14 protein-coding genes are annotated in these 23,460 nt (G+C 32.5%); 3 read left to right on the top strand and 11 right to left on the bottom strand.

All coding sequences use genetic code 11. The features are described 5' to 3' along the window. Window position 1 precedes the first annotated feature (1 nt). Together ITB9_RS13180 and ITB9_RS13175 are read left to right on the top strand one after the other, a co-directional pair. Window positions 2-388, top strand: a complete 387-nt coding sequence (locus ITB9_RS13180; RefSeq protein WP_054852603.1) for a (deoxy)nucleoside triphosphate pyrophosphohydrolase — start codon at window positions 2-4, stop codon at window positions 386-388. Continuing rightward, a complete protein-coding gene (locus ITB9_RS13175) occupies window positions 385-3,519 on the top strand; it encodes a DUF3427 domain-containing protein (RefSeq protein WP_054852602.1) in 3,135 nt (1,044 codons plus the stop codon). Before ITB9_RS13180 ends, ITB9_RS13175 begins: the two co-directional genes overlap by 4 nt. A 3-nt stretch (window positions 3,520-3,522) precedes the next feature. Here the strand turns inward: ITB9_RS13175 and ITB9_RS13170 are convergent, their stop codons facing one another. Beyond that, the gene (locus tag ITB9_RS13170; RefSeq protein WP_054852601.1) at window positions 3,523-4,329 is read right to left on the bottom strand and encodes a hypothetical protein; all 807 of its coding nucleotides are present in this window, start codon (window positions 4,327-4,329) and stop codon (window positions 3,523-3,525) included. Between the two features lie 333 nt (window positions 4,330-4,662). On the opposite strand from ITB9_RS13170, the gene ITB9_RS13165 reads away from it, so the two are divergent. Beyond that, the gene (locus tag ITB9_RS13165; protein ID WP_054852600.1) at window positions 4,663-5,721 is read left to right on the top strand and encodes a T9SS type A sorting domain-containing protein; all 1,059 of its coding nucleotides are present in this window, start codon (window positions 4,663-4,665) and stop codon (window positions 5,719-5,721) included. A 61-nt stretch (window positions 5,722-5,782) separates the two neighbouring features. On the opposite strand, the gene ITB9_RS13160 is transcribed toward ITB9_RS13165, so the two are convergent. The 10 genes from ITB9_RS13160 to ITB9_RS13115 all read right to left on the bottom strand — a co-directional run bounded on the left by ITB9_RS13160 (window position 5,783) and on the right by ITB9_RS13115 (window position 23,388). Then, window positions 5,783-6,985, bottom strand: coding sequence for a T9SS type A sorting domain-containing protein (locus tag ITB9_RS13160; protein ID WP_054852599.1), 1,203 nt, complete (start codon window positions 6,983-6,985; stop codon window positions 5,783-5,785). Between the two features lie 77 nt (window positions 6,986-7,062). Further along, complete coding sequence (locus tag ITB9_RS13155) at window positions 7,063-9,018, bottom strand: YgiQ family radical SAM protein (protein ID WP_028606866.1); 1,956 nt, start codon at window positions 9,016-9,018, stop codon at window positions 7,063-7,065. A 227-nt stretch (window positions 9,019-9,245) separates the two neighbouring features. Beyond that, the gene (locus ITB9_RS13150) at window positions 9,246-10,667 is read right to left on the bottom strand and encodes an alpha-amylase family glycosyl hydrolase (protein ID WP_054852598.1); all 1,422 of its coding nucleotides are present in this window, start codon (window positions 10,665-10,667) and stop codon (window positions 9,246-9,248) included. An 8-nt stretch (window positions 10,668-10,675) separates the two neighbouring features. Further along, window positions 10,676-12,349 (bottom strand): alpha-amylase family glycosyl hydrolase, encoded by a 1,674-nt coding sequence (locus tag ITB9_RS13145; RefSeq protein WP_054852616.1) that lies wholly within the window; start codon window positions 12,347-12,349, stop codon window positions 10,676-10,678. Between the two features lie 7 nt (window positions 12,350-12,356). After that, window positions 12,357-15,833 (bottom strand): TIM-barrel domain-containing protein, encoded by a 3,477-nt coding sequence (locus ITB9_RS13140; RefSeq protein WP_054852597.1) that lies wholly within the window; start codon window positions 15,831-15,833, stop codon window positions 12,357-12,359. Between the two features lie 45 nt (window positions 15,834-15,878). After that, window positions 15,879-17,795: a glycoside hydrolase family 13 protein gene (locus tag ITB9_RS13135; protein WP_054852596.1), complete on the bottom strand. Its 1,917-nt coding sequence runs from the start codon at window positions 17,793-17,795 to the stop codon at window positions 15,879-15,881. Between the two features lie 20 nt (window positions 17,796-17,815). After that, window positions 17,816-20,122 carry a glycoside hydrolase family 65 protein gene (locus tag ITB9_RS13130; RefSeq protein WP_054852595.1) on the bottom strand — a complete coding sequence of 769 codons (2,307 nt, stop codon included), beginning with the start codon at window positions 20,120-20,122 and terminating at the stop codon, window positions 17,816-17,818. Window positions 20,123-20,181: 59 nt separating this feature from the next. Then, complete coding sequence (gene pgmB, locus ITB9_RS13125) at window positions 20,182-20,838, bottom strand: beta-phosphoglucomutase (protein ID WP_054852594.1); 657 nt, start codon at window positions 20,836-20,838, stop codon at window positions 20,182-20,184. A 4-nt stretch (window positions 20,839-20,842) separates the two neighbouring features. Beyond that, the gene (locus ITB9_RS13120; protein ID WP_054852593.1) at window positions 20,843-22,216 is read right to left on the bottom strand and encodes an MFS transporter; all 1,374 of its coding nucleotides are present in this window, start codon (window positions 22,214-22,216) and stop codon (window positions 20,843-20,845) included. A 131-nt stretch (window positions 22,217-22,347) separates the two neighbouring features. After that, window positions 22,348-23,388 (bottom strand): LacI family DNA-binding transcriptional regulator, encoded by a 1,041-nt coding sequence (locus ITB9_RS13115; RefSeq protein ID WP_054852592.1) that lies wholly within the window; start codon window positions 23,386-23,388, stop codon window positions 22,348-22,350. Window positions 23,389-23,460 lie beyond the last annotated feature (72 nt).

Raw genomic sequence — 23,460 nt, 5'->3', positions numbered from 1 at the left:
GATGAAAACTATTTCTGTAACCTGTGCAATCATTCAATTTGACGATAAAGTTTTAGCTGTTCAAAGAAGTGAAACAATGAAACTTCCTTTGAAATGGGAATTTGCAGGAGGAAAAATTGAAAAAGGAGAAACAGAAATAGATTGTATTAAAAGAGAAATATCCGAAGAATTAAATATCCAAATTAAAGTCAAAGAAAAATTAACTCCTGTAACTCATGAATATTTAGATTTTAAAATTGAATTGATTCCTTTTACTGCCAATTATTTATCAGGAGAATTAATACTCAAAGAACATTCTGATTTTGTTATAGTTAATAAAGAAGAATTGATTAATTTAGATTGGGCTGAAGCAGATTTACCTATTTTAAAAGAATATTTATCACTATGAATCAAGGAATTTACGAAGAATTAATAACCCAATTAGTATCTGAAAAATTAAATGAACTTGATAAAGATAAATTCTTTCTAAAGAAAACTTCAATTGACAAAGAGGAAGCCTCAAGTGTTTTATCTAAACATCTAGCTAAAACTTTAAAACATGCATTTCAACTTATAAAAGGCAAAGCCGAATTACAAATTGAAATAGCTAATAAAATAATTAAATTACTTAAAGACGAATTAAATAAACAAGAATTTAATGATGATTTAGTTAGTGTAGAAGGTGAAATTTTAAAGGCAGTATTTTCAAAAACTGATGCGCACTTTTCAAATTTAGATTTAAGATTAAAAGAAATAACCCCTTACACAAGATTAACACAAAGTGAATTATTTACAGGTGGAAATGGTGGTCTATCACTAGAAAGTGAGCTTAAAAAGGAGATTCTTTCGTCTAACGAAATATATCTTCTTGTCTCTTTTATAAAATTTAAAGGCATCATTATTCTTGAAAAAGAGTTAAGAGAATTTACTGAACGTGGTGGAAAACTAAAAGTAATTACCACGACATATATTGGAGCAACAGATTATAAAGCTATTCAACTACTTTCAAAACTACCAAATACTGAAGTTAAAATATCGTACAATACAAGTAATGAAAGGTTACATGCAAAAGCATATCTTTTTTACAGAAATACTGGATTTCATACAGCATATATTGGCTCTTCTAACTTTTCGAGGTCAGCTTTAACAGATGGTTTAGAATGGAATTTAAAAGTTACAACCAAAGAAGTAAGTCACATAATCGATAAATTCAATAAGACATTTGATTCTTATTGGAAGAGTGATGATTTTGAATTATTTGATGATTCTAAACACAAAGAGAAACTTCAAAATGCCTTAAAACAAAGTAAATTTAGTAAACCTTATGAAAACGCTACAGCTTTGTTTGATATTAAAACTTTTCCTTATCAAAAAGAGGTATTAGAAAAACTAGAAGTAGAAAGAACGGTTCACAAAAGGTTTAGAAACCTTGTAGTTGCAGCAACTGGAACTGGGAAAACAGTTATTTCTGCGTTTGATTACAAACGTTTTAAACAAAATAATAAGTCTGCAAAACTTCTATTCCTTGCACATAGAAAAGAAATTATCCAAAAATCATTGTCTACTTTTCAAGGTGTTTTAAGAAATAATAATATTGGTGAATTATGGGTTGAAGGTATCACTCCTAATAACTTCGAGTTTGTATTTGCTTCTGTACAATCTATTAAAAACAAATTTGAAGAATACAACTTAACTCCTGATTATTATGATTACATCATAATAGATGAATGTCATCATCAAAAAGCAAATAGTTATAGAGACATAATTAATTATTTCAAACCAAAAGTTTTACTTGGCTTAACTGCAACTCCAGAAAGAATGGATGGTGGAGACATTTTAGAAGATTTTGAGAATAAGATTGCTGCAGAAATTAGACTTCCAGAAGCAATGAATCGAAAATTGCTTTGTCCTTTTCAATATTTTGGAATTACCGATAGTGTTGATTTAACAAACGTAAGTTGGTCAAGAGGAAAATATGCACCAAGTGAATTAACAGATTTGTATACAGGGAATGACAGAAGAGTTAGGGAAATCATAGATGCATTAGACAAATACACAAAAGATATAAATGAAGTTAGGTCTTTAGGTTATTGTGTTACAATGGAACATGCAAAATTCATGGCTAAAAAATTTACTTTAGCTGGATTAAAAGCTGGCTATTTAACTAGCGAAAACAGCAAAGACAGAGTTTATATTCGTCAGAAATTAGAAAAAAAAGAAATCAATTATCTATTTGTTGTCGACATGTTTAACGAAGGAATCGATATTCCAGAAATCGATACGGTTTTATTTTTAAGACCAACGGAAAGCTTAACAGTCTTTTTACAACAATTAGGAAGAGGATTAAGACTTCATGAAGATAAAGACTGCTTGACAGTTTTAGATTTTGTTGGAAACTCAAAACCTGAATACAACTTTGAAAGCAAGTTTAGAGCTTTAATAGGTAAAACAAATACAACTATTTTAAAAGAAATTGAGGACGATTTTCCTCATCTACCTTTAGGTTGCTCTATCATTTTAGAGAAAAAAACAAAAGAAACAATACTTAAAAATATTTCAGCCGCAACCTCATTAAATAAGAATAAGTTAATTCAAAGAATACAGCAATTTCAACATGACACTAATCTACCTTTAACAATCGGTAACTTTAGTAAGTTTTATAATATACCATTACAATCAATATACAAAAGAGGTAGCTGGAAACGATTATGTCAATTAGCCGGAAAAACAGAAAACTTCAATTCTGATAATGAAAAAGCTATCGTTTCTGCTATTTCAAACAAATGGCTATCTACAAATTCATTAAGTTATTTCTCTTTCATTTTAAAAATTGCAAAACAGAATTTTAAGGTGACAATTTCAGATTTAAATGAAAATGAAAAAACCATGCTTCTTATGTTACATTACGATGTTTGGCAGAAAGAAGGTGGTTTTGAGTCTTTAGAAAAAAGTATACATCATATTGGTATTAATCCTATTTTAATTGAAGAAATAAAGGAAGTTTTAGAGTTTTTAATTAATAAAACAGACTTCAAAGAATTACCTATCCAACTTCCGTACGAGCAACCTTTAAAATTACATAGTCGTTATACAAGAGACCAAATATTAACTGCTTTCCAATTTAGTACTTTTAACAATAAATCATCTAATAGAGAAGGAACTGCTTTAAATAAAGATTTAAATACTGAAATACTATTCATTAATCTTATTAAATCTGAAGAAAACTTTTCACCAACTACAATGTATGATGATTATGCTGTAAATGAATTACTATTTCATTGGCAAACGCAAAACTCTGCAAGACCAGATAAAGGAAAAGGGTTGTCATATATAAAACATCAAGAAGAAAATAAACGAATCTTATTATTTGTTCGAGAAAAATCAAAAGATGAATTTGGAAATACAAAAGGGTACGTTTTCATTGGAGAAGGAAATATCAAAGATTTTTACGGTTCAAAACCTATGAGTATTAATTGGAAATTAAATGAACCTATGCCAAATTATTTATGGAAAGATGCTGCAAAACTCTCGATTGGTTAAGCTCTAATTTTTCTTCCCTTCAAAAAACTCCATACATTTAATTGCAGGATTCGTTTTTCGGTTTATAAAAGCATGAGATAGACTACTTATTATTAAAACTACTGCAGCAGTAATAGCTGTATAAGCCACTGTTGCATTTGCATTTTTGTTAGCTATATAAATAGCTATTAATGCCCAAGCACCAACTAGTGCAAATTCACGCATGTTGCGTGACCAAGTGACCACTAAATTTAACGCTGTTGCTATTAGTAACATTATAACTGTCCAAACGGTTGCAGACAACCCAAAACCATCCCAATTATATTTTACTAATACTGCTGAGACATTGGCAATACTTGCTACAGCGACCCAACCACTATAAATTACAAAAGGCCACCATAAAAATATAATTACTGAGATTGGTGCATCAAACAATTCCATGTTATTGTTTAGTACAATTTTAATTAAGGTAAATAGTAATAAAAAAATACAAACACTAGATATTAAGGTGTAACCATAAATCCATGAGACAATCCATAAGCAATTGGCTAGACAAGACGCTATAAACCAAAATCCTGTGGTTAATAAAAAATCGTCATTTCGGACAGTAACAAACAAACTTCTACCTTGATATACTATAAATCCAGATAGCAATAAGTAGATAATGCCCCAAATAGAAAACGCATAACCTGCTGGAGTAAATAAAGTATTGTATTGTTTAGACACTTCGCCAATGGTTGTATCGTTTAACAAACCTGTATTGGCTAAAAAATTCATGATTATTACACAAACAAATGCAATACCATTAAGTATTTGTAGACTTTTTTTCATAGTAAGAAATTATATTCTAGACTTAGCAATCAATTTAATTAAAAAAAATTACAATTATGGTTTTGATTAATTTCAAATAAGATAAAGTCACTTGTAAATTCTAAATTAAAATATCAATCATCCCTAAAATGTAAGTGAAAATTGATAATAAACAGATTGTAATACTGTAAAACCATTTTCAATCTACAAGGTTTTAATGTTAGAAAGTAAAAAAAAACAGAACTTAAAACACTGATTTTAATTCAAATAAAAACCGAATGATTTTTAACATCTAAAATTTGCTTTGCAATATTCTAAAAAGATAACTTCGCTTAAACTTAATATTTAAAATAAATGAAACAAAAACTACAATTAATTATCATCTTATGTTTATCTGCATTTTATGCTAATGCACAAATGACACCTACCGACTATTTAACCGGTATTTCAAGCCCTAGAGGATTAGCTTTTGATGCTAATGGTATACTTTATGTTGCCGAAAACACTTCTGGTAATATATTTAAAGTAACTGGTCCTGAAACCTATACTACTTTTGCATCAACAGGTTCTTACAATAACAATATTGCTTTTGATGATAATGGTAATTTATATACTGGAGATGATTTTTTTGGAAGAATCTTCAAAATTGACGCTAGTGGTAATCAAGAAGAATATTTAAATAGCACTAACAATAACGTTAGCGATCCTTGGGCTATCGAATTTGATACCAACGGAAACCTTTATTATAGTAGTTCTACATCTGGAAACATTGTAAAAGTAACACCAAGCAAAGTGTCTACTAACTATGCAACCGGTTTTTTTACACCAGAAGGTATGGCATTTGATAGTGCAGGAAACTTATATGTTGCAGATAGAAACGATCAAATACTTTTTAAAATAGATCCTGCAGGAACAGTAACAACAGTTCTTTCTGGTATTTCAGAAATAAGAGCTGTAGCTGTTGACGCTAACGATAAAGTGTACTTTAATCAACGTATTGGATTTTCTACTAGAAAAATAGTAAAATATGATCCAGTAGATGAATCTCAAACAGATATTGTTGACTCAGGAATTACAGGTAGTGTTAGCGAAATAGCATTTGATGCAAATGGAGACATGTTTTTTACAGGAGCTGATAAAGTTAGTAAAGTTTCTAATGTTGTAGCTTTATCTACTACAGATTTCAGTATTAACAATACCTTCAATATCTATCCAAATCCGGCAAAAAACATTATAAATGTATCTAACAAAGTAGCGTCTTATAAAATATTTGATCTTACAGGTAAAAAATTAATTGATGGATATAACACAACTAATATTGTAGATATCTCGTCTTTACCAAATGGTTTATATATGGTTAGTTTACAAGACAAAAAAGGTAACAACACAACCAAAAAACTAATAAAAAAATAACCACACCTATCCATCAACCAAAAACCATAAAGCCCACTAATAGTATTAGTGGTTTTTTTTATTATTGTTTAATGACTCGTATTATATCTTCTCTTGTATTAGAATCAGTGATTTTTACAAAATAAATTCCTGAAGATTGATTAATATGTAATCGTATCTGATTGGTATTTTGAAAATTTTCTTTTTGAACGACCTGACCTAAAACCGAAAGGACTTGAATAGTGATGTTGTCTTGCAATTCTTCAAATTTAATTGAAAACAAACCATCTGTTGGGTTCGGAAAAAATATAAACTCATTTTGAAGCGTATCTACAACATCTAAACTATTACAATTATCAATCACGTTAGGTAAAATTGAGGCATCAATATTTGCATTCCATGTATTATTATCCCAATCTGTAATTACACCACAATTATTACCATCCCAAGCACTGTTTGAATAACCATCGGCATGCGTCCAATTAATTTGATTTCCTGAAACTGTAATATTAGTACATGACGATTGATACTGATCCCAAACATACAAACCAACATTAGTAAAATAGTTTTGTTCTCCAAAGACTGTATTATTTAATAATATCATATTATTTCCACCTGCAACTGCAAGACCGTATTGACCAGGATTTACTAAAATATTATCTTCTACTGTAGTGTAAGACCCTCCATTATCACCAATTAAAATACCTCCTCCAGACGTACTTGGTCCACCACCACGAATCCAATTGCCTTTAATTTGAATAGGGTCTGTTGCTGTACCATTTGAGTTGTAAATATTAATTATATCTTCAGGATAACTGTCTCCTAAAATGTTTTCAGCTACATTATAATTAATTTTATTTCCTGTCCCAGAAACTCCATTAAACTGCGTTAATTGCCCTCTTGGAAATGGTCCATTAACATTTTTACAAGTATTGTATAAAACCTGAATTTGAGAACTTTGTCCTTGCACATAAACTCCAGTAGAAACGGATTCCATTTTACAATTGGTGACAGTTATTCCGTTAGAGTTTTCGATATTTACTGCATTACCAGAAGCCTCTTTTAGCAAACAATTTTCAATAATAATATTACTACAATTATTAAGTATTATACAATGTCCATTGGGATTTGTTATTTCTAATCCAGAAATTGTTGTATTATGAATGTTGTTATAAACTAAAGGTTGTGAAATTGTATAAGGTCCACAATAATCAGTTCCTACATTTTGACTATATAAAAATGAATGAATAAGAAAAGTTAAAACAAACAGTATTTTATTAGTCATTTTAATTGATTTTTAAACAGTTAAACGCTATTCAAAAATAACCGTTTTTTGAAAACTTCAAAAAAACATCAAGACAATTAACGACGTTTCTTTTTATTACCCTTATACTTTACTTTGTTTTTACGCTGATTAAAAGGTACTGCATCATTAAATGTGTTTTTAGCATCACCTTTAGGCTTATTTTTTCGCCATTTTTCTTCCTTTCCAGGTAATAACACTTTTAATAAGTCAGGACGTCCTACTTTATTTAAGGTCTTTTTTATCCACGCTTTGTTTTCGTCTTTATACCAGAAGAAAAAACGATGTTGCTCGTCCTTTTCTTTTCTAGTTTTTGGTGTATTTACTTTTTTAAGCGTGTATGGATGGTAACCTGAATAATAAATTACCGTAGCGACAGTCATAGGTGTTGGTGTAAACCCTTGTACTTGCTCTAACTGGAAACCCATATCTTTAGTTTCGGCAGCTAAATTTGCCATGTCTTCAACCTCACATGCTGGATGATTAGATATAAAATAAGGTATTAACTGAAGTTTTAATCCCTTTTTAATATTAATCTTATCAAAACGCTCTTTAAACTTATGGAAGTATTTAAACGACGGTTTACGCATCAGTTTTAAAACCGGATCACTAGTATGTTCTGGAGCCACTTTAAGTCGTCCAGAGACGTGCTTGGTCATCACCTCTTCTGTGTAAGCGTCCAACTCTTTAGGATCTGCATTTTTATTAAATTCTGGTACTAACATATCGTGTCTAATACCTGAACCAATAAACGATTTTTTAACCTTTGGATGCTTATCTACTGCTTGATATAAATCAGTTAATGGTTTGTGAGACGTATCTAAATTACTACATATTACAGGCGAAATACAACTTGGTGCTACACATTTGTCGCAAATGGATTGTACTTTACCTTTCATTTGGTACATGTTGGCACTTGGTCCACCAATATCGCTTAAATAGCCTTTAAAATCTGGCATATTAGCAACTTTATCAACTTCTTTTAAAATAGATTCTTGACTACGCGATGCAATAAATTTTCCTTGATGTGCAGAAATAGTACAAAAGCTACAACCACCAAAACAACCACGATGAATATTTATAGAGGTCTTAATCATCTCATAAGCAGGAATAGGTCCACGTTTGTTATACTTTGGATGTGGTAATCTTGTGTAAGGCAAATCAAAAGACGCGTCAATTTCTTGCTCAGTCATGGTTGGGTAAGGCGGATTTATCATCAACGTCTTATCTCCTACTTTCTGAAAAATACGTCTTGCAGCTAACTTGTTAGATTCTTGTTCAATCACTTTAAAGTTAGAAGCATATTTTTTCTTATCTTTTAAACACACTTCGTGTGATGCTATTTCTACATCTTCCCAATTACTGTTTTTCGGAATTTTATCCTCTTTATTTAAAAGTACAGCAGTTTGTAACACTGTATTTATGCTAGAAAAAGGCACACCTCTTTCTAATAAACGTACAACTTCACGCAAGGGTTGTTCTCCCATTCCGTACACTAACATATCTGCTTTAGACGTTTCTAAAATAGAAGGTAACAACTTATCACTCCAATAGTCATAATGTGTTACACGACGTAAAGAGGCTTCAATACCACCAATTAAAACTGGTGTATCAGGCCATTTGTCTTTTAAAATCTTAGAATAAACTGACGTTGCATAATCTGGCCTAAAACCAATGTCTCCATTTGGTGTGTAGGCATCCTTATCACGTTTCTTTTTATTAGCATTATAATTACTAATCATAGGATCCATACAACCACCTGTCACACCAAAAAATAATTTTGGCTTACCTAACTTAACAAAATCTTGCAGGTTGTCATTAACGTTTGGTTGCGGAACAATAGCCACACGCAAACCAAAACTTTCTAACATACGACCAATTACTGCAGGTCCAAAGGTTGGATGATCTACATAAGCATCTCCACTAAACAGGATAACATCAAGTGCTTCCCATCCTCGAATTTTGACCTCTTTATTTGTGGTAGGTAACCAATCTGAAAGTTTTAAATCTTGCATAAGACTGCAAAAATAGATAAAAAAACACTCTTATCTATTATTATAAAAGGGTTTAGCAAAATAATTAACAGGATTTGCACTAATCACATCACCACTTAAAACTCTGTAAATAAGATTATTATAAAGCAATAACACTAATAACATTAAATGTTTTTCTGAACTTCAATCTTTTAGAAACAAAAAAAAGTTGGAGAAAACTCCAACTTTTTAAACTAAGACTAATTTAGTTATTGCTTAACCAATATCTTATATTCCTTTTTAGCTAATGAAATAGCATCGCCATTTAATTCTACTGTTTGGTTAGACATATAATCTACGTAAGTTCCTTTTTGAGGTAAGCTTACCTTTATGTTTTCTTCGGAAACATTTGCAATAAACACCACTTCATCATTTTCTTTGGTTCTTGAAAAAGAAATCACATTTGCACCATTGTCAATAGCTTTGTATTTAGCCGAAGCTTTTCCGCCATTTAAAGCAGCATTATTCTGTTTTAATGTTGCTAATTTTTCTAATACTTTCCATGTTTTACCTTTAGTATGCGGAAAACTATCTTTTTCAAAAAACAATAATCTATGGTCTAAATCGTATTCTTGACCAGAATAAATTAATGGCATTCCTGGAGTTACATAAGCTAAAGCAGTCATCATTTCACCAGCTTCACCCATACGTTCTTTAATAGTACCATTCCAAGAATTTTCATCATGATTGGTTACAAAATTCATTAAAATATCGTCAGCTTCATAACGGTCAAAATCAGTTTGTAATGTAGCTGTAAATTCGGTTGCATCTTTTTCACCTTGTGCAATTGCATTCATAGCATGATGTCTATCCCAAGCATAACCCATATCAAATAAACCGGCTTTTAATAATTCTGGTTTCCATGCTTCTGCAAGCATAAAAATGTCTTTTTTAGCACGTAATTCTGGTATCGCTTGCTCCCAAAAATTAGTCGGCACAGATCCTGCAACGTCACATCTAAAGCCATCAACACCTTCTTCTGTCAACCAATAGCTCATATCTGCAATCATGGCTTTTCGCATCTCTTGGTTGTCGTAGTTTAAATCGGCAACATCAGTCCAATCTGTATCTACAGGATGTACAACTTCTCCTTTGTCGTTTTGTGTGTAATATTCTGGATTGGTTTTTAACCAAGTATGATCCCAACCTGTATGATTAGGTACCCAATCTAAAATTACATAAATTCCATTATCGTGAGCTGTATTTACTAAGTCTCTAAAATTTTCAATTGTTCCGAATTCTGGATTGATTTTAGTAAAATCTGACACTGCATAATAACTACCTAAATATTTGTCTTGTTCTGCTTCTGGAAAATCGGTTGCAAACTTGCTATCTTCTCCTCCTGTAGCTTTACGCTTTGTTTCTGAAATAGGAAACACAGGCATTAACCAAATCACTTTTACACCTAATTGTTTTAACTGCGGAATGTCTTTAGTGAAGGCTTCAAAAGTACCTTCAGGTGAATATTGACGTATGTTAGCTTCATAGATAACAGCCGTTTCTAAATCGGAAGCCGAAATAGGTTGTATTGCTACTTTTTCTTCTGTAACGACTTTAGTTTCTTCTTGTTTTTTCTCCTCTTTACAAGCAAAAACACTAAGTATTGCAAGGGATAAGATTAGTTTTTTCATGTGAGTGTTTATTTAATATTTTCTAATAATAGGATGTTAGATTCTGTATCTATTGTGATTTTTCCGTTTGTAACTTCTAGAATTTCTCCAGAATAGAAGTCCTTAATTTTAGAGGCTTCGTTAAATACTGAAGACACATCAATAGTATGTTTTCCTTTAGGAATATCAATACCAATGATAACGTCATCTTTAAAATTTCCTTTAGTGTAGCTTCTGTTAAAAAGGTAGGGTTCCACACTAATCATGTTGTGTTTTCCTGCTCCAACCGAAGGATGATTGCGTCTAAACTGCCCTAATTTTTGCCAGTGGATTAGCAAATCTTGTTGCTGTGCTATTTCATTCCAGTTCATAAAACTTCGTAAAGTAGCATCTCCAACAGTGCCTTCTATAGTTAAATCTCTTGCAGATTCGTCTCCATAATATACTTGTGCAGCTCCAGGAGATAGTAATAATCGCGTAGCAGTTTCGTAGGTTTTCTCTCTGTTTTTATCGAAAGGTTGTCCGTCATCATGAGACGTTAAATAGTTTAATACACTATATCCTTTAAGATTGGTATGTACTAAACTATCGTATGTTTTAAATTGCTCTTCATAGGTTTGCTGTGCTGCATTCCATTTGAATTCAAAATTAATTAGACTATTAAAAGCATCATCAAAATAGTTGACTTTTTTATCTCCAAAATCGAAAGCGGTTCCTGCAGAAATTCCGTAATTATACACTTCTCCAACCAAGTAAAACGCATTATCGTCTATAACTTTGTTTGGGTTATGCTGCTTAAATTCCGCGAAAGCGTTATCACAAACGTCTTTAAACTCTTGCCAAACAAAAGCTTCTGTATGTTTAACGGTATCGACTCGGTAACCATCAATACCAAAATCTGTAATGTAATCGCTCAACCATTTCATGATGTAAAAACGAGGTGAACGAGGATGACCTGTAGCTTGAAAAAAGGCATCTAATTCTGCAACTTCTTCGTCATAACGACCTTCAGCTTTCCATTTCTCTACCAATTGTGGTGGTAATTCAACTGCTTCATTACTTTCGGTTTTAATGTCTGGAAGGTTTTTTACTAAAGTACACGTTACGGTGTTTTCGTAATTATCATATTGACATTGCGGTTCTGTTCTAACCCAATCACTTGGCCAAACAGGATCTTGCTCTGTAACTGGACCTGTATGATTGATAACTGCATCTAACAACACACGAATGCCTTTTTTATGTGCAGCATCCACCAGGTTTTTTAAATCTTCTTTGGTTCCTAAATTGGCATCAATATTGGTCCAATCTTTAGTCCAATAACCATGAAATCCATACGTGTTTCCAGTACCTTCATCGGTTGCGCCATGAATTTGCTCAACAATTGGTGACATCCAAATGGCATTGATTCCTAAATTGGTAAAATAACCGTCTTCAATTTTTTGCGTGATTCCTTGTAAATCGCCACCTTCAAAACCACGTAAAACAGCAGTTTCTTTAGTTCTTCCATAATTTACGTCATTGGCTTTATCGCCATTATTAAAACGATCGGTTAATAAAAAATAAACGTTTGCAGCATCCCAAACAAAAGGGGTTTTAACGTCTTCTTTTTCGATGTTTTCAGCGATATCTTGATTTGCTTTTTTATCAGTTTTACAACTGAAAGCAAGAATAGATAATGCGATTAAAAGTATGTTCTTTTTCATGTTATACTTAATATTTAATTTGTGCTTCAACCTCTTTTGAAGTATTCCAATTCACCTTAAAAGTCAGTGTTTTTGAAACTTCATTATAGTTAAATTCTATTTTTTTTCTATTGATTTTTATGAGTTTTGGTGACTTCGGAAAATTGTGAATTACAACATCTATGTTTTTAGTAGTTGTTTTGTAATTAGTACCTGTTTCTGCTTCAAACTCTAATTCTAAATTCTTAGTTGTTGTTTCTGCTTCAAATTCTAAGATTTCATAATTCTCATTTTCAAAAGCATTTTTGGTTTCTCCATCGTCATTATAAAGAGTTCGCTCGCTTTCAATAACTGATGCATCAAAATAATAATGTAAGTCGAAGGTGTTTCCGTTATATTCTGCAGTGCTTTGCATTGGTTTTGCAGTTGGAATAAATGCTCCACCGCGAACATACGTTGGAATGTGATTTTCTTCCGTTTTAACTAAAAGTGATTGTCCACCTTTCACTTTTTCATCTGTATAAAAATTAAACCAATTACTATTTTTAGGAAAGTAAACCTCAGCTTCTTTTTGTTCAGGATTTACAATTGGTGTCACTAAAAAATCATTTCCCCAAAGGTATGTTGAAGCCATAGTTTGTAACTTCGCATTGTCTTCTTCTTCAAAAAATAAGGCTCGCATTAAAGGTGCACCTGTTTGGTTATTTTCAAAAACTAAATTATAGTTATAAGGCAATAATTTATAACGTAATTCGATTGCTTGTTTTGCTAAAGCTTTCGCTTTATCGCTTCTAAAAACAGGTTCTGCAGGCACTTCTTCTTGTGCATGTGGTCTATAAATAGGTTGAAAAACGCCATATTGCAACCATCGTGAATACAACTCATCATCTAAATTATTACCAGCAAATCCACCCAAATCGCTATGCATATACGCCAAACCTTGTAATCCCATTTGTAGTGCAATTTCTGGCTGAGATTGTAATCCTCCCCAAGTTCTATTGACATCACCAGACCAAGGAATCATTCCAAATCGTTGTGAACCGGAACTACCTGCTCGCATTAAAATAAACGGTCTTGTGTTTGGAAAGTTTTGCGTGTACATCTCTTGCACAGATTCTGCCCAATGATGACCATAAATATTATGTACTTCGTCTGCTGTTCCTGTAGCGTGCAGTAGTCCTTTAGGATGTACTTCTGGTTCTCCTAAATCTCCCCAAACACCAGAAACACCTAAATTAGCCAAGTCTTTGTAAATGTTTTGAAACCATTTTTTTCCTTTCGGATTATAGATATCAATCAAACCAGTATTACCAAAATAGAAATCGAAAGTAAACGGGTTTCCTATAGAATCTTTAGCCAAAACATCTGCTTTTACAGCTTCGTCCCAACGATTAGACGTGGTTAATACAAACGGTTCGGTTACCAAAACGGTTTTGACATTTTGGTCTTTTAATCCTTTTAGCATTTGTTTCGGATTAGGAAAAGAATCGCGATCAAACGCTAGATTTCCCATAGTACCTTGAATGGTTTTTCCGAACCAAAAAATATCAATAATTATAGCGTCTAATGGAATCTCCTCGTCTCTAAATTTTTGCACTGTTGCTTCTACTTCTTCTTGCGAATGGTAACCAAATCGGCTAGAAAAATTACCTAAAGCCCAACGTGGTGGCATGGGTTGTGTTCCGGTAAGTTTAGTATAGTTTTTAGTAAGATCTAACCAAGAATCACCAACTACTACTTGATAGGTTTTTCTACCAGAAATCGTTTCGTACGTGAGTGTATTATCTGCTTTACTATCTAAATCTAAAAAGCCAATTGGTGCGTTATCAAAATGAATTAAATACTTGTTGGAAGACACTACCATTGGCATGGTGTAATTCATTAATTCACTTCTATCTTCATAACCATAATGTGCTTTGTTGTATAATTCTAAACGGTTACCTCTACGATTCATACCTAGAGCTCTTGCGCCTCCACCATATAAAACCTCATCAGATTTTAAATTAAAATGAATGGTTTCAAAGTCGTCTGTTTTTTGATAGCCATTTTTTACCGAAGTCACTTCTTCTCCATCCTTCCAATACGAAATATGAAAAGGTGCTTTTGTGATTTTTACTGTTAATTTTTCAGAATGAAAACGAATTTCTGAAGCTGTTTCAGTAAATTTTACATCAGAAAATGCTTCATCTAAAACAACTGCGTGTGACTTTTTATTAAATGTTTCACCTGTTGGTAAAAATGTAGTTTCGATAATTTCAGGATGGTAAAAATGCATGGAATAGCTTCCGTCGGAAACCTGAATATGTAATTGATTGTCTTGAAAGCTTGCTGTCTTAAACTCTCTTTTTTGCATTGCATCTTCAAACAACCACGTAATAGCTTCAGCAAAATTATTACTCCAAAGTGCTTCATTATGTTTTCCTTCCGGAACGACTTTAGATTGTATATTTTTTTCAGGAAAACCATTATTTTTTAAAATAGAAATGATACTATTCATATCTGTAACGGTTTGACTAATCTCGTCGTAGCCTGCTTTTTCACCTTCTTTTCCTCCTGCTACAAAGTACATTTTTGTATTTTGAAGATTAGCATGAGATTTTGTAAAAGGATGTACTTCTGGAGCAAACCAAAATGCAGGAGAATACACACCAACTTTACCAAAAACCATTGGGTATTTTAAAGCAGCATAATGCGAAATCAATCCACCCATGGAACTACCAAAAATAGCTGTATTAGATTTGTTTTTTTTAGTATTGAAATTAGTATCGATATACGGTTTTAATGTGTTTACAATAAAATCTACATAAGCTTCACCTTCGCCTCCACCATATTCTGGATGTGTCCAAGGAGAATATTCATCTAAACGCTTAGATTCTCCATTATCTACAGCAACCACAATAAGTTTTAGATTTTCTTTAAATAGTTTGTCTAGAATTTCATCTACTTTCCACTCACCATATGTAGACGTGCTAGCATCAAAAACATTTTGCCCATCGTGCATATAAACTACAGGATAATTTTCTTTAGACGTTTTATAATCTGCAGGTAAATACATCCAAACACGACGTTTTCTGTTGAGTTGTGGTATGTTGAAAATTTCGGATAAAACAGTGACATTTTTTGAAGCTGTTGATGCTTCCTGAAGATCAAATAAATGACTCCAACCTGCGATTTTTACTTTTAGCGTATCGTTTGGTTCTGTAAATTTATAGGTACGATTATCTATTTTCGACCCTTTATTTGTACTTTCTGAAGTCTCCCAATTCCCTAAGGTAAACTTGAATAAAATACGTTGTTCTGTTTTAGGAAGTGTAATTTGGTACTGTCCATTTACTTGCTGCAATTGGTAATCTTTATGTCCTCCAGACCAACCTTCAAAATCTCCAGAAATAAATATGGAAGCGTCTTTTGGTGTGTCTTCTGGAAGTGCTTCAACTATTATGGTAACCTGAGCAAAGGTGAATTGAACAAGTAAAAGCGATAGTATGTATATAATATTTTTCATTACGATGGAGACCTCTCGACTGCGCTCGAGGTGACATTTAATTTATTATTTAGTAGATAATAACATACTTCCTCTTTCATTTAAGATAATTTCATCTTCCCAATCAAAAGTTTCATTCGTTATTATGTTTTTTAATGTTTTGCCATGTAAACCAACTTCTTCAAAACGTTTTAAATCTAAACTAATTGGTTCATTATTTTTATTAATGATATGCACAACGGTTTCGCCTTCAATAACTCTAAATAAGAAATACGTTCCCATAAATGGTGCAAAATGGATGGTTTTTCCATGGTGTATGGCATCACTAGACTTTCTGTAATTCAATACTTTTTTAAGGAATAGTTGCATGTCTTTTTGCGCATCTGTTAAACCTTCACCAGAAAATGCATTAACAGTATCATCTTGCCAACCTCCAGGAAATTCGGTACGAATAAGTCCATGATCACCTGGTTTTGCAAAGTCATTCATTAAAATTTCTGTTCCGTAATATAGTTGCGGAATTCTAGGTAAGGTTAATAGATAACTTAAGGCCATTTTGGTATTAGGCACATCTCCTTTTAATTGTGTGAAAATGCGACTCATATCATGATTGTCTGGAAACACCATAATATCTTTTGGGGATGCATAGGCAAAATCGTTGGCTAAACCTTCGTATATTTTTACCAATCCTGTGTCCCATTTTTCGGCTTCATTTAAAGCATCCACCGTATTTTTTTGCATGGCAAAATCCATGGTCGACCTTAAATTAGAATCGTAACCATCTTTATTGTCATGCCCTTTTTGCCAATAGGCAATTAACAACGGATTGGTACTCCATTCTTCACCAACAATACTAAAGTTAGGATATTCGTTCATGATTGCTCCTGCCCAATTAGACATGAAATTTTTATCTGGATAAGGATAAGTGTCTTGACGTATTCCGCTAAGATTTAATGTTTCTACCCACCAAATACTATTCTGAATAATATAGTTTGCCATAAACGAGTTTCGCTGATTTAAATCTGGCATTGTTGGTACAAACCAACCTTCTGCCATTTCTTTTTTATCGCGTTTAGAAGCATACGAATCTTGGTTACTGGTACGTCTGTGGTTAGAATTATTTAATGGTTTGTTTTTCTCAAAACTTTCTTGTTGGTTCACCCAATCTTTAAATGGTAAATCTTGCATCCACCAATGTTCGCTTCCGCAATGATTAGCCACTTGGTCCATGATTAAACCAATACCTTTTTCTTTCGCTTTAGCAGCTAATTCTTGGTATTCTTCTAAACTTCCGTAACGTGGATCTACTTGGTAAAAATCGGTCATGGCGTAACCATGATACGAAGCTCTTTCCATATCATTAGTTAATAAAGGACACGACCAAATTTGAGTAAAACCCATATCTTCTATATAATCTAAATGCTGAATAATGCCTCGTAAATCACCACCATGACGTGCATAACCGTCTTTTCTATTGATGGTTTTTTCCTTTAAACCTTCCTTTATATCATTAGAAATATCACCATTTGCAAAACGATCTGGAGTGATTAAATAAATAGCATCTGAACTATCAAAACCTTGGTAATCGGAAGCTTTTTTTACACGTGCTTTTACTTCGTATGTATGAACAAGCTCCTTTTCTTCATTAAATTTAAAATGAATATTGAATTGTCCTGCTTTAGCACTTTCTGAAATATTAAGATCTAAAAACAGATAATTAGGACTATCTGCTTTATGCACTTTTTCAATAGAAACTCCTGCATAATTTATACTAGGTGTTGCTTCCGAAATGTTAGGATGCTTCACCAATAATTGTACTTGTGTATTATTAAAACCTGTCCACCAATGTGGTGGTTCGATACGCTCGATATCGTTTTTAACTTCGGTTACAACTTCAGAAGTTGTTGTTTTTTCGGTTTCCTTTTGGCAAGAAAAACTAACACTAATTAAAATTACTAATGCTAGTGGAATTAATTTTTTCATCCTAATTAGTGTGTTTAGTTTTAAATTTTCACCAAGTTATTTGGTGATACTGTTACCGAATTATCATTTACTTGAATGTTTAAGTCTGCATTCCCTTCTAACTCGAAAGTCGTTTCCGATTGTGATACATTCACTTTTAAAATTTGATCTCTAAAGTTTACTTTAAATGAATACGCTTCCCATTCTTTAGGAATACGAGGTTCAAAATGTAGCGTATCGTTTTTAACACGCATACCACCAAAACCTTCTACAATACTCATCCAGGTTCCAGCCATACTGGTAATATGTAAACCTTCTTCTACCTCTTTATTATAATCGTCTAAATCTAAACGAGACGTGCGTAAATAGAACGTATATGCTTGCTCCATTTGGTCTAATTTAGCAGCTTGAATACTGTGTACACAAGGTGAAAGTGAACTTTCATGTACTGTAAATGGTTCGTAAAAATCGAAATGACGTTTTAATTCTTCGGTTGAAAATTGATCTTCAAAGAAGTAAAAACCTTGTAAAGTATCTGCTTGTTTGATGTAAGGTGAACGTAAGATTCTGTCCCAACTCCACTTTTGGTTTATTGGTCTATCTTCGTTTGGTAAATCGGCAACAGTAATTAATTCTTTATCTAAAAAGCCATCTTGTTGTAAGTACACCTGGTGTTTTTCAGAATAAGGGAAAAACATGTTATCTGCTACTTTTTTCCAAGCTTCTAATTCGTTATCTGTAATTTTTGTTTTACCAGAAATACGTAAATAATCGTCGTTATAACCTTCTTTTACTTTTTCGATTTGCTCTAAAGCATAATCAATACACCATTTTGCTAAATAGTTGGTATACCAGTTATTATTGATGTTGTTTTCATACTCATTAGGACCAGTAACACCTAAAATCACATACTTGTTTTTATCTGTAGAAAAAGTGGCACGTTGTTGCCAGAATCTAGCAATACCAATAAGCACTTCTAATCCCATTTCTGGAATATAGCTGTAATCTCCTGTATAACGATAGTAGTTAAAAATGGCAAATGCGATAGCTCCATTTCTGTGGATTTCTTCAAAGGTAATTTCCCATTCGTTATGGCATTCTTCACCATTCATGGTTACCATTGGATATAATGCTGCTCCATTTTTGAAGCCTAATTTCTCTGCATTTTCAATCGCTTTTTCTAAATGATTGTAACGATATTGCAGTAAGCTTCTTGCTACTTTTTGATCTTTGGTAGCCATATAAAAAGGAATGCAATAGGCTTCGGTATCCCAATAGGTACTTCCACCATACTTTTCTCCAGTAAATCCTTTTGGACCAATATTCAAGGTAGAATCTTTTCCTAAGTAGGTTTGGTTTAATTGGAAAATATTAAAACGAATACCTTGTTGTGCTTTGACGTCACCATCGATAGTGATATCTGACATTTCCCAGATTTTTGACCAAGCCTCTTTTTGATTATTTAAAAGTGCATTAAACCCTAAATTGGAAGCAGTATCTAATGCTTTTTTGGCTGCTGAAACTAATTGATTTTTATCATGATTTCTATCTACTGTATAACCACCAAACTTTTGGATGCTTGCAGTTTCACCTGAATTCACAGAAACTGTATACGTAAATGAAATAGCATTTGCTTGTTTATCTATTTCTGGTGTTTGCTCTTGTTTTGTATTATTTACAAAAACTGAAGACTGCATAAATGTACAAGTATGAAAACCAGTTTTCATTGTTTTTGCTTCAATAAATGCTTGCTCGTTTTCTGCACTTACGTTTAAAGTATCCCAAAATTGGTCGTCCCAATTGGTATCTTCATTTGTAATACCTGAATCTAAATACGGTTGAAATTTAATTGTTGCTTCTCCATTTAAAGGAGTTACTTGGTAATTTATAGCTCCAACTTCATCTAAATCTAAGCTCAAGAAGCGAAGTACTTTCACTTCAATTTCTAATTTATTTTGAAGCGTTGCAGTAAAGGATCTTGATAACCAACCTTCTTGCATGTTAAGCTCTCTTCTAAAGTTAGAAACCGAAACACACGTATTTAAATCTAATTGTTCACCATTAATTTCTACATTAATACCTATCCAATTTGGAGCATTTAATACTTTAGCAAAATACTCTGGATAACCATTTTTCCACCAACCAACTCTGGTTTTGTCAGGATAATAAACGCCTGCAATGTAGCTTCCTTGAAAGGTTGGACCTGTGTATTGTTCTTCAAAATTAGCACGTTGACCCATTGCACCATTTCCGATGCTGAATAAACTTTCTGAAGACTTAACGCGATCTGCATCAAAGCCTTCTTCAATTATAGACCAATTGTCTGGTTGTATATAATCTTGATTCATTTTTTATTTTTTTTTGATGAAAATCACTTCGGATATAACAAACGTGACTTTCAACATTTTTATCTATTTATTAATTCTTCTATAAAGCTATTTTCAATTTCAGTAAAATCTGAAAAAATATAATCCGCTTCATGTAATACGTCTTTTTCGCCTATACCAATAGAAATCATATTTGCAGTATTTGCGGCTTGAACACCAGCTACAGAATCTTCAAAAACAATACAATCTTCTGGTTTCATATTTAAATGTTGCGCAGCAATTAAAAACACTTCTGGATCTGGTTTTGCCTTGCTTACATCGTTACCATCAACAATTGCATCAAACTTTGAAAGCAAGTTGACTTTTTCTAAAATTGGTCGTGCATTTTTACTTGCAGAACCTAAAGAAATTGGCTGTTGGTTTTCGATCAAATAATCTAAAGTTTTTGGTACATCAGGCAAAATTTCTTCATCTGTCATTTTTGCAATGAAGCTTAGATACTCTTCATTTTTTTTACCCATTAGTGATGTAAATAATTCTTCTGAAATGGTTTTATTTCCCCAATCCAGTATTTTTTCTAATGATTTTACACGACTTACACCTTTAAGTTGTTCGTTTTGCTCGTGTGTAAAATCTATATCTATACTTTTTGCAAGGTTTTTCCATGCTAAAAAGTGATATTTTGCAGTGTCCACTATGACACCATCTAAATCGAATATGAATCCTTTTTTATTCATTTTTTTAAATGTCTTCAGCTTGATAAGTAATTGCGTTTTTATTTGTGATTAATAAGTTGCAAAGTCCTGCAATTATTAAACTTATTCCTGCAACTGTCATTGCATTTATAGCTTCGTCGCCTAATAAACTAGAGACAAAGTTGATTCCGCCTAAGGCAGCAATAATTTGTGGGATTACTATAAACATGTTGAATATTCCCATAATAACTCCCATTTTTTTAGGATCTACAGAACTAGATAACATGGCGTAAGGCATAGATAAAATACTTCCCCAAGCAAAGCCAATTAATACAAAGCAATACTTAAGATGTTCTGGCGAAGCATAATTCATGGCCAAGAAACCAACACCTCCTAAAATTAGAGATCCCATATGCACTAGCTTACGGTTGATGCGTCTTTTAGAAGTATACAGTACTAATAATAATGCAAAAGCCATTGATGACAAACCGTAAATTCCCATTGCAGAACCTACTAAATTTGATGATTTTTGAAAGGCTGTGTTTTGCGTATCGAACGCTGCTTTTTGTACTGTGTCTGTCATATCAAAAGCACTTTCTATAGGAGCTGGTGTATTAAACACATGCTCTGTAAGTGCTGGATTGGCTAAACTCCACATGGTAAAAAAGGCAAACCAAGAAAAGAATTGGATGACTCCTAATTTTTTCATGGTTAATGGCATGTTACCAATATTGTTTAAAATGTCTGGAATGAAGTTGTTCTTTTTAGCTTTTTCACGTTCGAACTCTTCCATGTCTTCTGGAGGATATTCTGTTGTAGTAAATACAGTGTAGAGAATACTTAGTAAAAACACGAATGCACCTATGGCGAATGCAATTTTTACAGAATCTGGAATAACACCTAAATCTGCTGCATCACTAACTCCAAATTTTGATACCATCCAAGGTAAATTACTTGCAACCCATGTACCAATACCAATAATTAGTGTTTGTACTACAAAGCCATACGAGCGTTGTGAGTCAGGTAATTTATCTGCTACCAAAGCCCTAAACGGTTCCATGGAGACATTTATGGAAGCATCAAGAATCCATAAAAATCCTGCTGCAACCCAAAGTGCTGGAGAATAAGGCACAAAAAATAGGGCTAGAGAACTTAAGATAGCTCCTACTAAAAAATAAGGACGTCGTCGTCCCCATTTTACACTCCAAGTACGATCGCTCATGTAACCAATAATGGGTTGTACTAACAAACCAGTTAAAGGTGCTGCAATCCATAGTAATGGGATTTCGTCTTTACTTGCTCCTAATGTTTGAAATATTCGAGACATGAAGCCTCCTTGTAATGCAAAACCAAATTGAATTCCTAAGAAACCGAAACTCATGTTCCAGATTTCCCAAAAGCCAAGGGTACGCTTTTTCATAAATAGTAAGTTTAAATTATTACTATTTTGACAAGCTTATACTTATCAAAACTATATTACCTGAGAAGTAAAAATATATGTTTTGAATGCCGTAAAGATATAAAAGATTTTAAATGAGCAATGTTAAATTTTTATTTTGTGGATGCTCTTTCAATTAATTCGGTTTCAATAACTACGGTTTCGTAGATATCTTCTTCATCTTCACGCTCAAGGTTATTTATTAGTAATTCGGCTGCTTTTTCGCCTATTTTCTTACCATGTTGACTAACTGTAGTTAAAGCAGGTACTGCATGTTTAGATAAAACACCATCTGTAAAACCAACAATTTGTAAATCGTCTGGAATTGTTAAGCCTAACTTTCTTGCAACCTTCATTGTTGTGATAGCATACAGCTCATTTACAGCAAAAACGCCATCAATTTTTTTATTATTTTTAAATAAGTTTTCAATTTCTATTTCTAAAGAATCCAGATGATCTTCAGACAACAATTGGTCATGAACCTTTAATATTAAGCTTGCTTTTGGTGCTATTTTATGATCTTCTAAAGCTTCTAAATAACCTTGAGTCCTTAATTTACCTACACTTACATAATCTTTAGTAGTTACAATTGCTATGTTTTTACAACCGCAAGCAATTAATTTATTAACTGCTAATTTTGCACCTTCAGAATCATCAACGATTACTTTATCGCATTTAATATCGTTAACCACACGATCAAACATTACAATTGGCATCCCTTGATTTATAGTTTCAGTAAAATGATGAAAGTCTTGCTGTTGCTGAGTTTCTTTAGCAATAGACAATATAAAACCATCGATACTTCCGTTAGCTAACATTTCCATATTTATAACCTCTTTAGCAAAAGACTCATTTGATAATCCAACAATAACATTATACCCTCTTTGATTAGCGACAGCCTCTATACCACTAATGACTTTGGAGAAAAAGTGATGCACAATTTCTGGTATAATAATCCCAATGGTTTTTGTCTTCCTATTTTTTAAACTCAGTGCAATATTATTTGGCCTATAATTATATAACTTAGCAAAAGCCTGTACTTTTTGGCGTGTATCTTCACTAATTTCGATACTATTTCTTAAGGCTTTAGAGACTGTAGAAATAGACACATCCAACTCTCTTGCTATTTGTTTTAGGGTTACTTTTTTTTTCATAAAATTTAAACAGAATTACAATCTTGTAGTTTAATAAAAATAATGATGTAAAGTTATTAGTTTAATTAAAAC

This window comes from Olleya sp. ITB9 (assembly GCF_001315805.1).
Classification (GTDB): domain Bacteria; phylum Bacteroidota; class Bacteroidia; order Flavobacteriales; family Flavobacteriaceae; genus Olleya; species Olleya sediminilitoris.
This window is presented reverse-complemented; position numbering and strand designations above follow the sequence as displayed.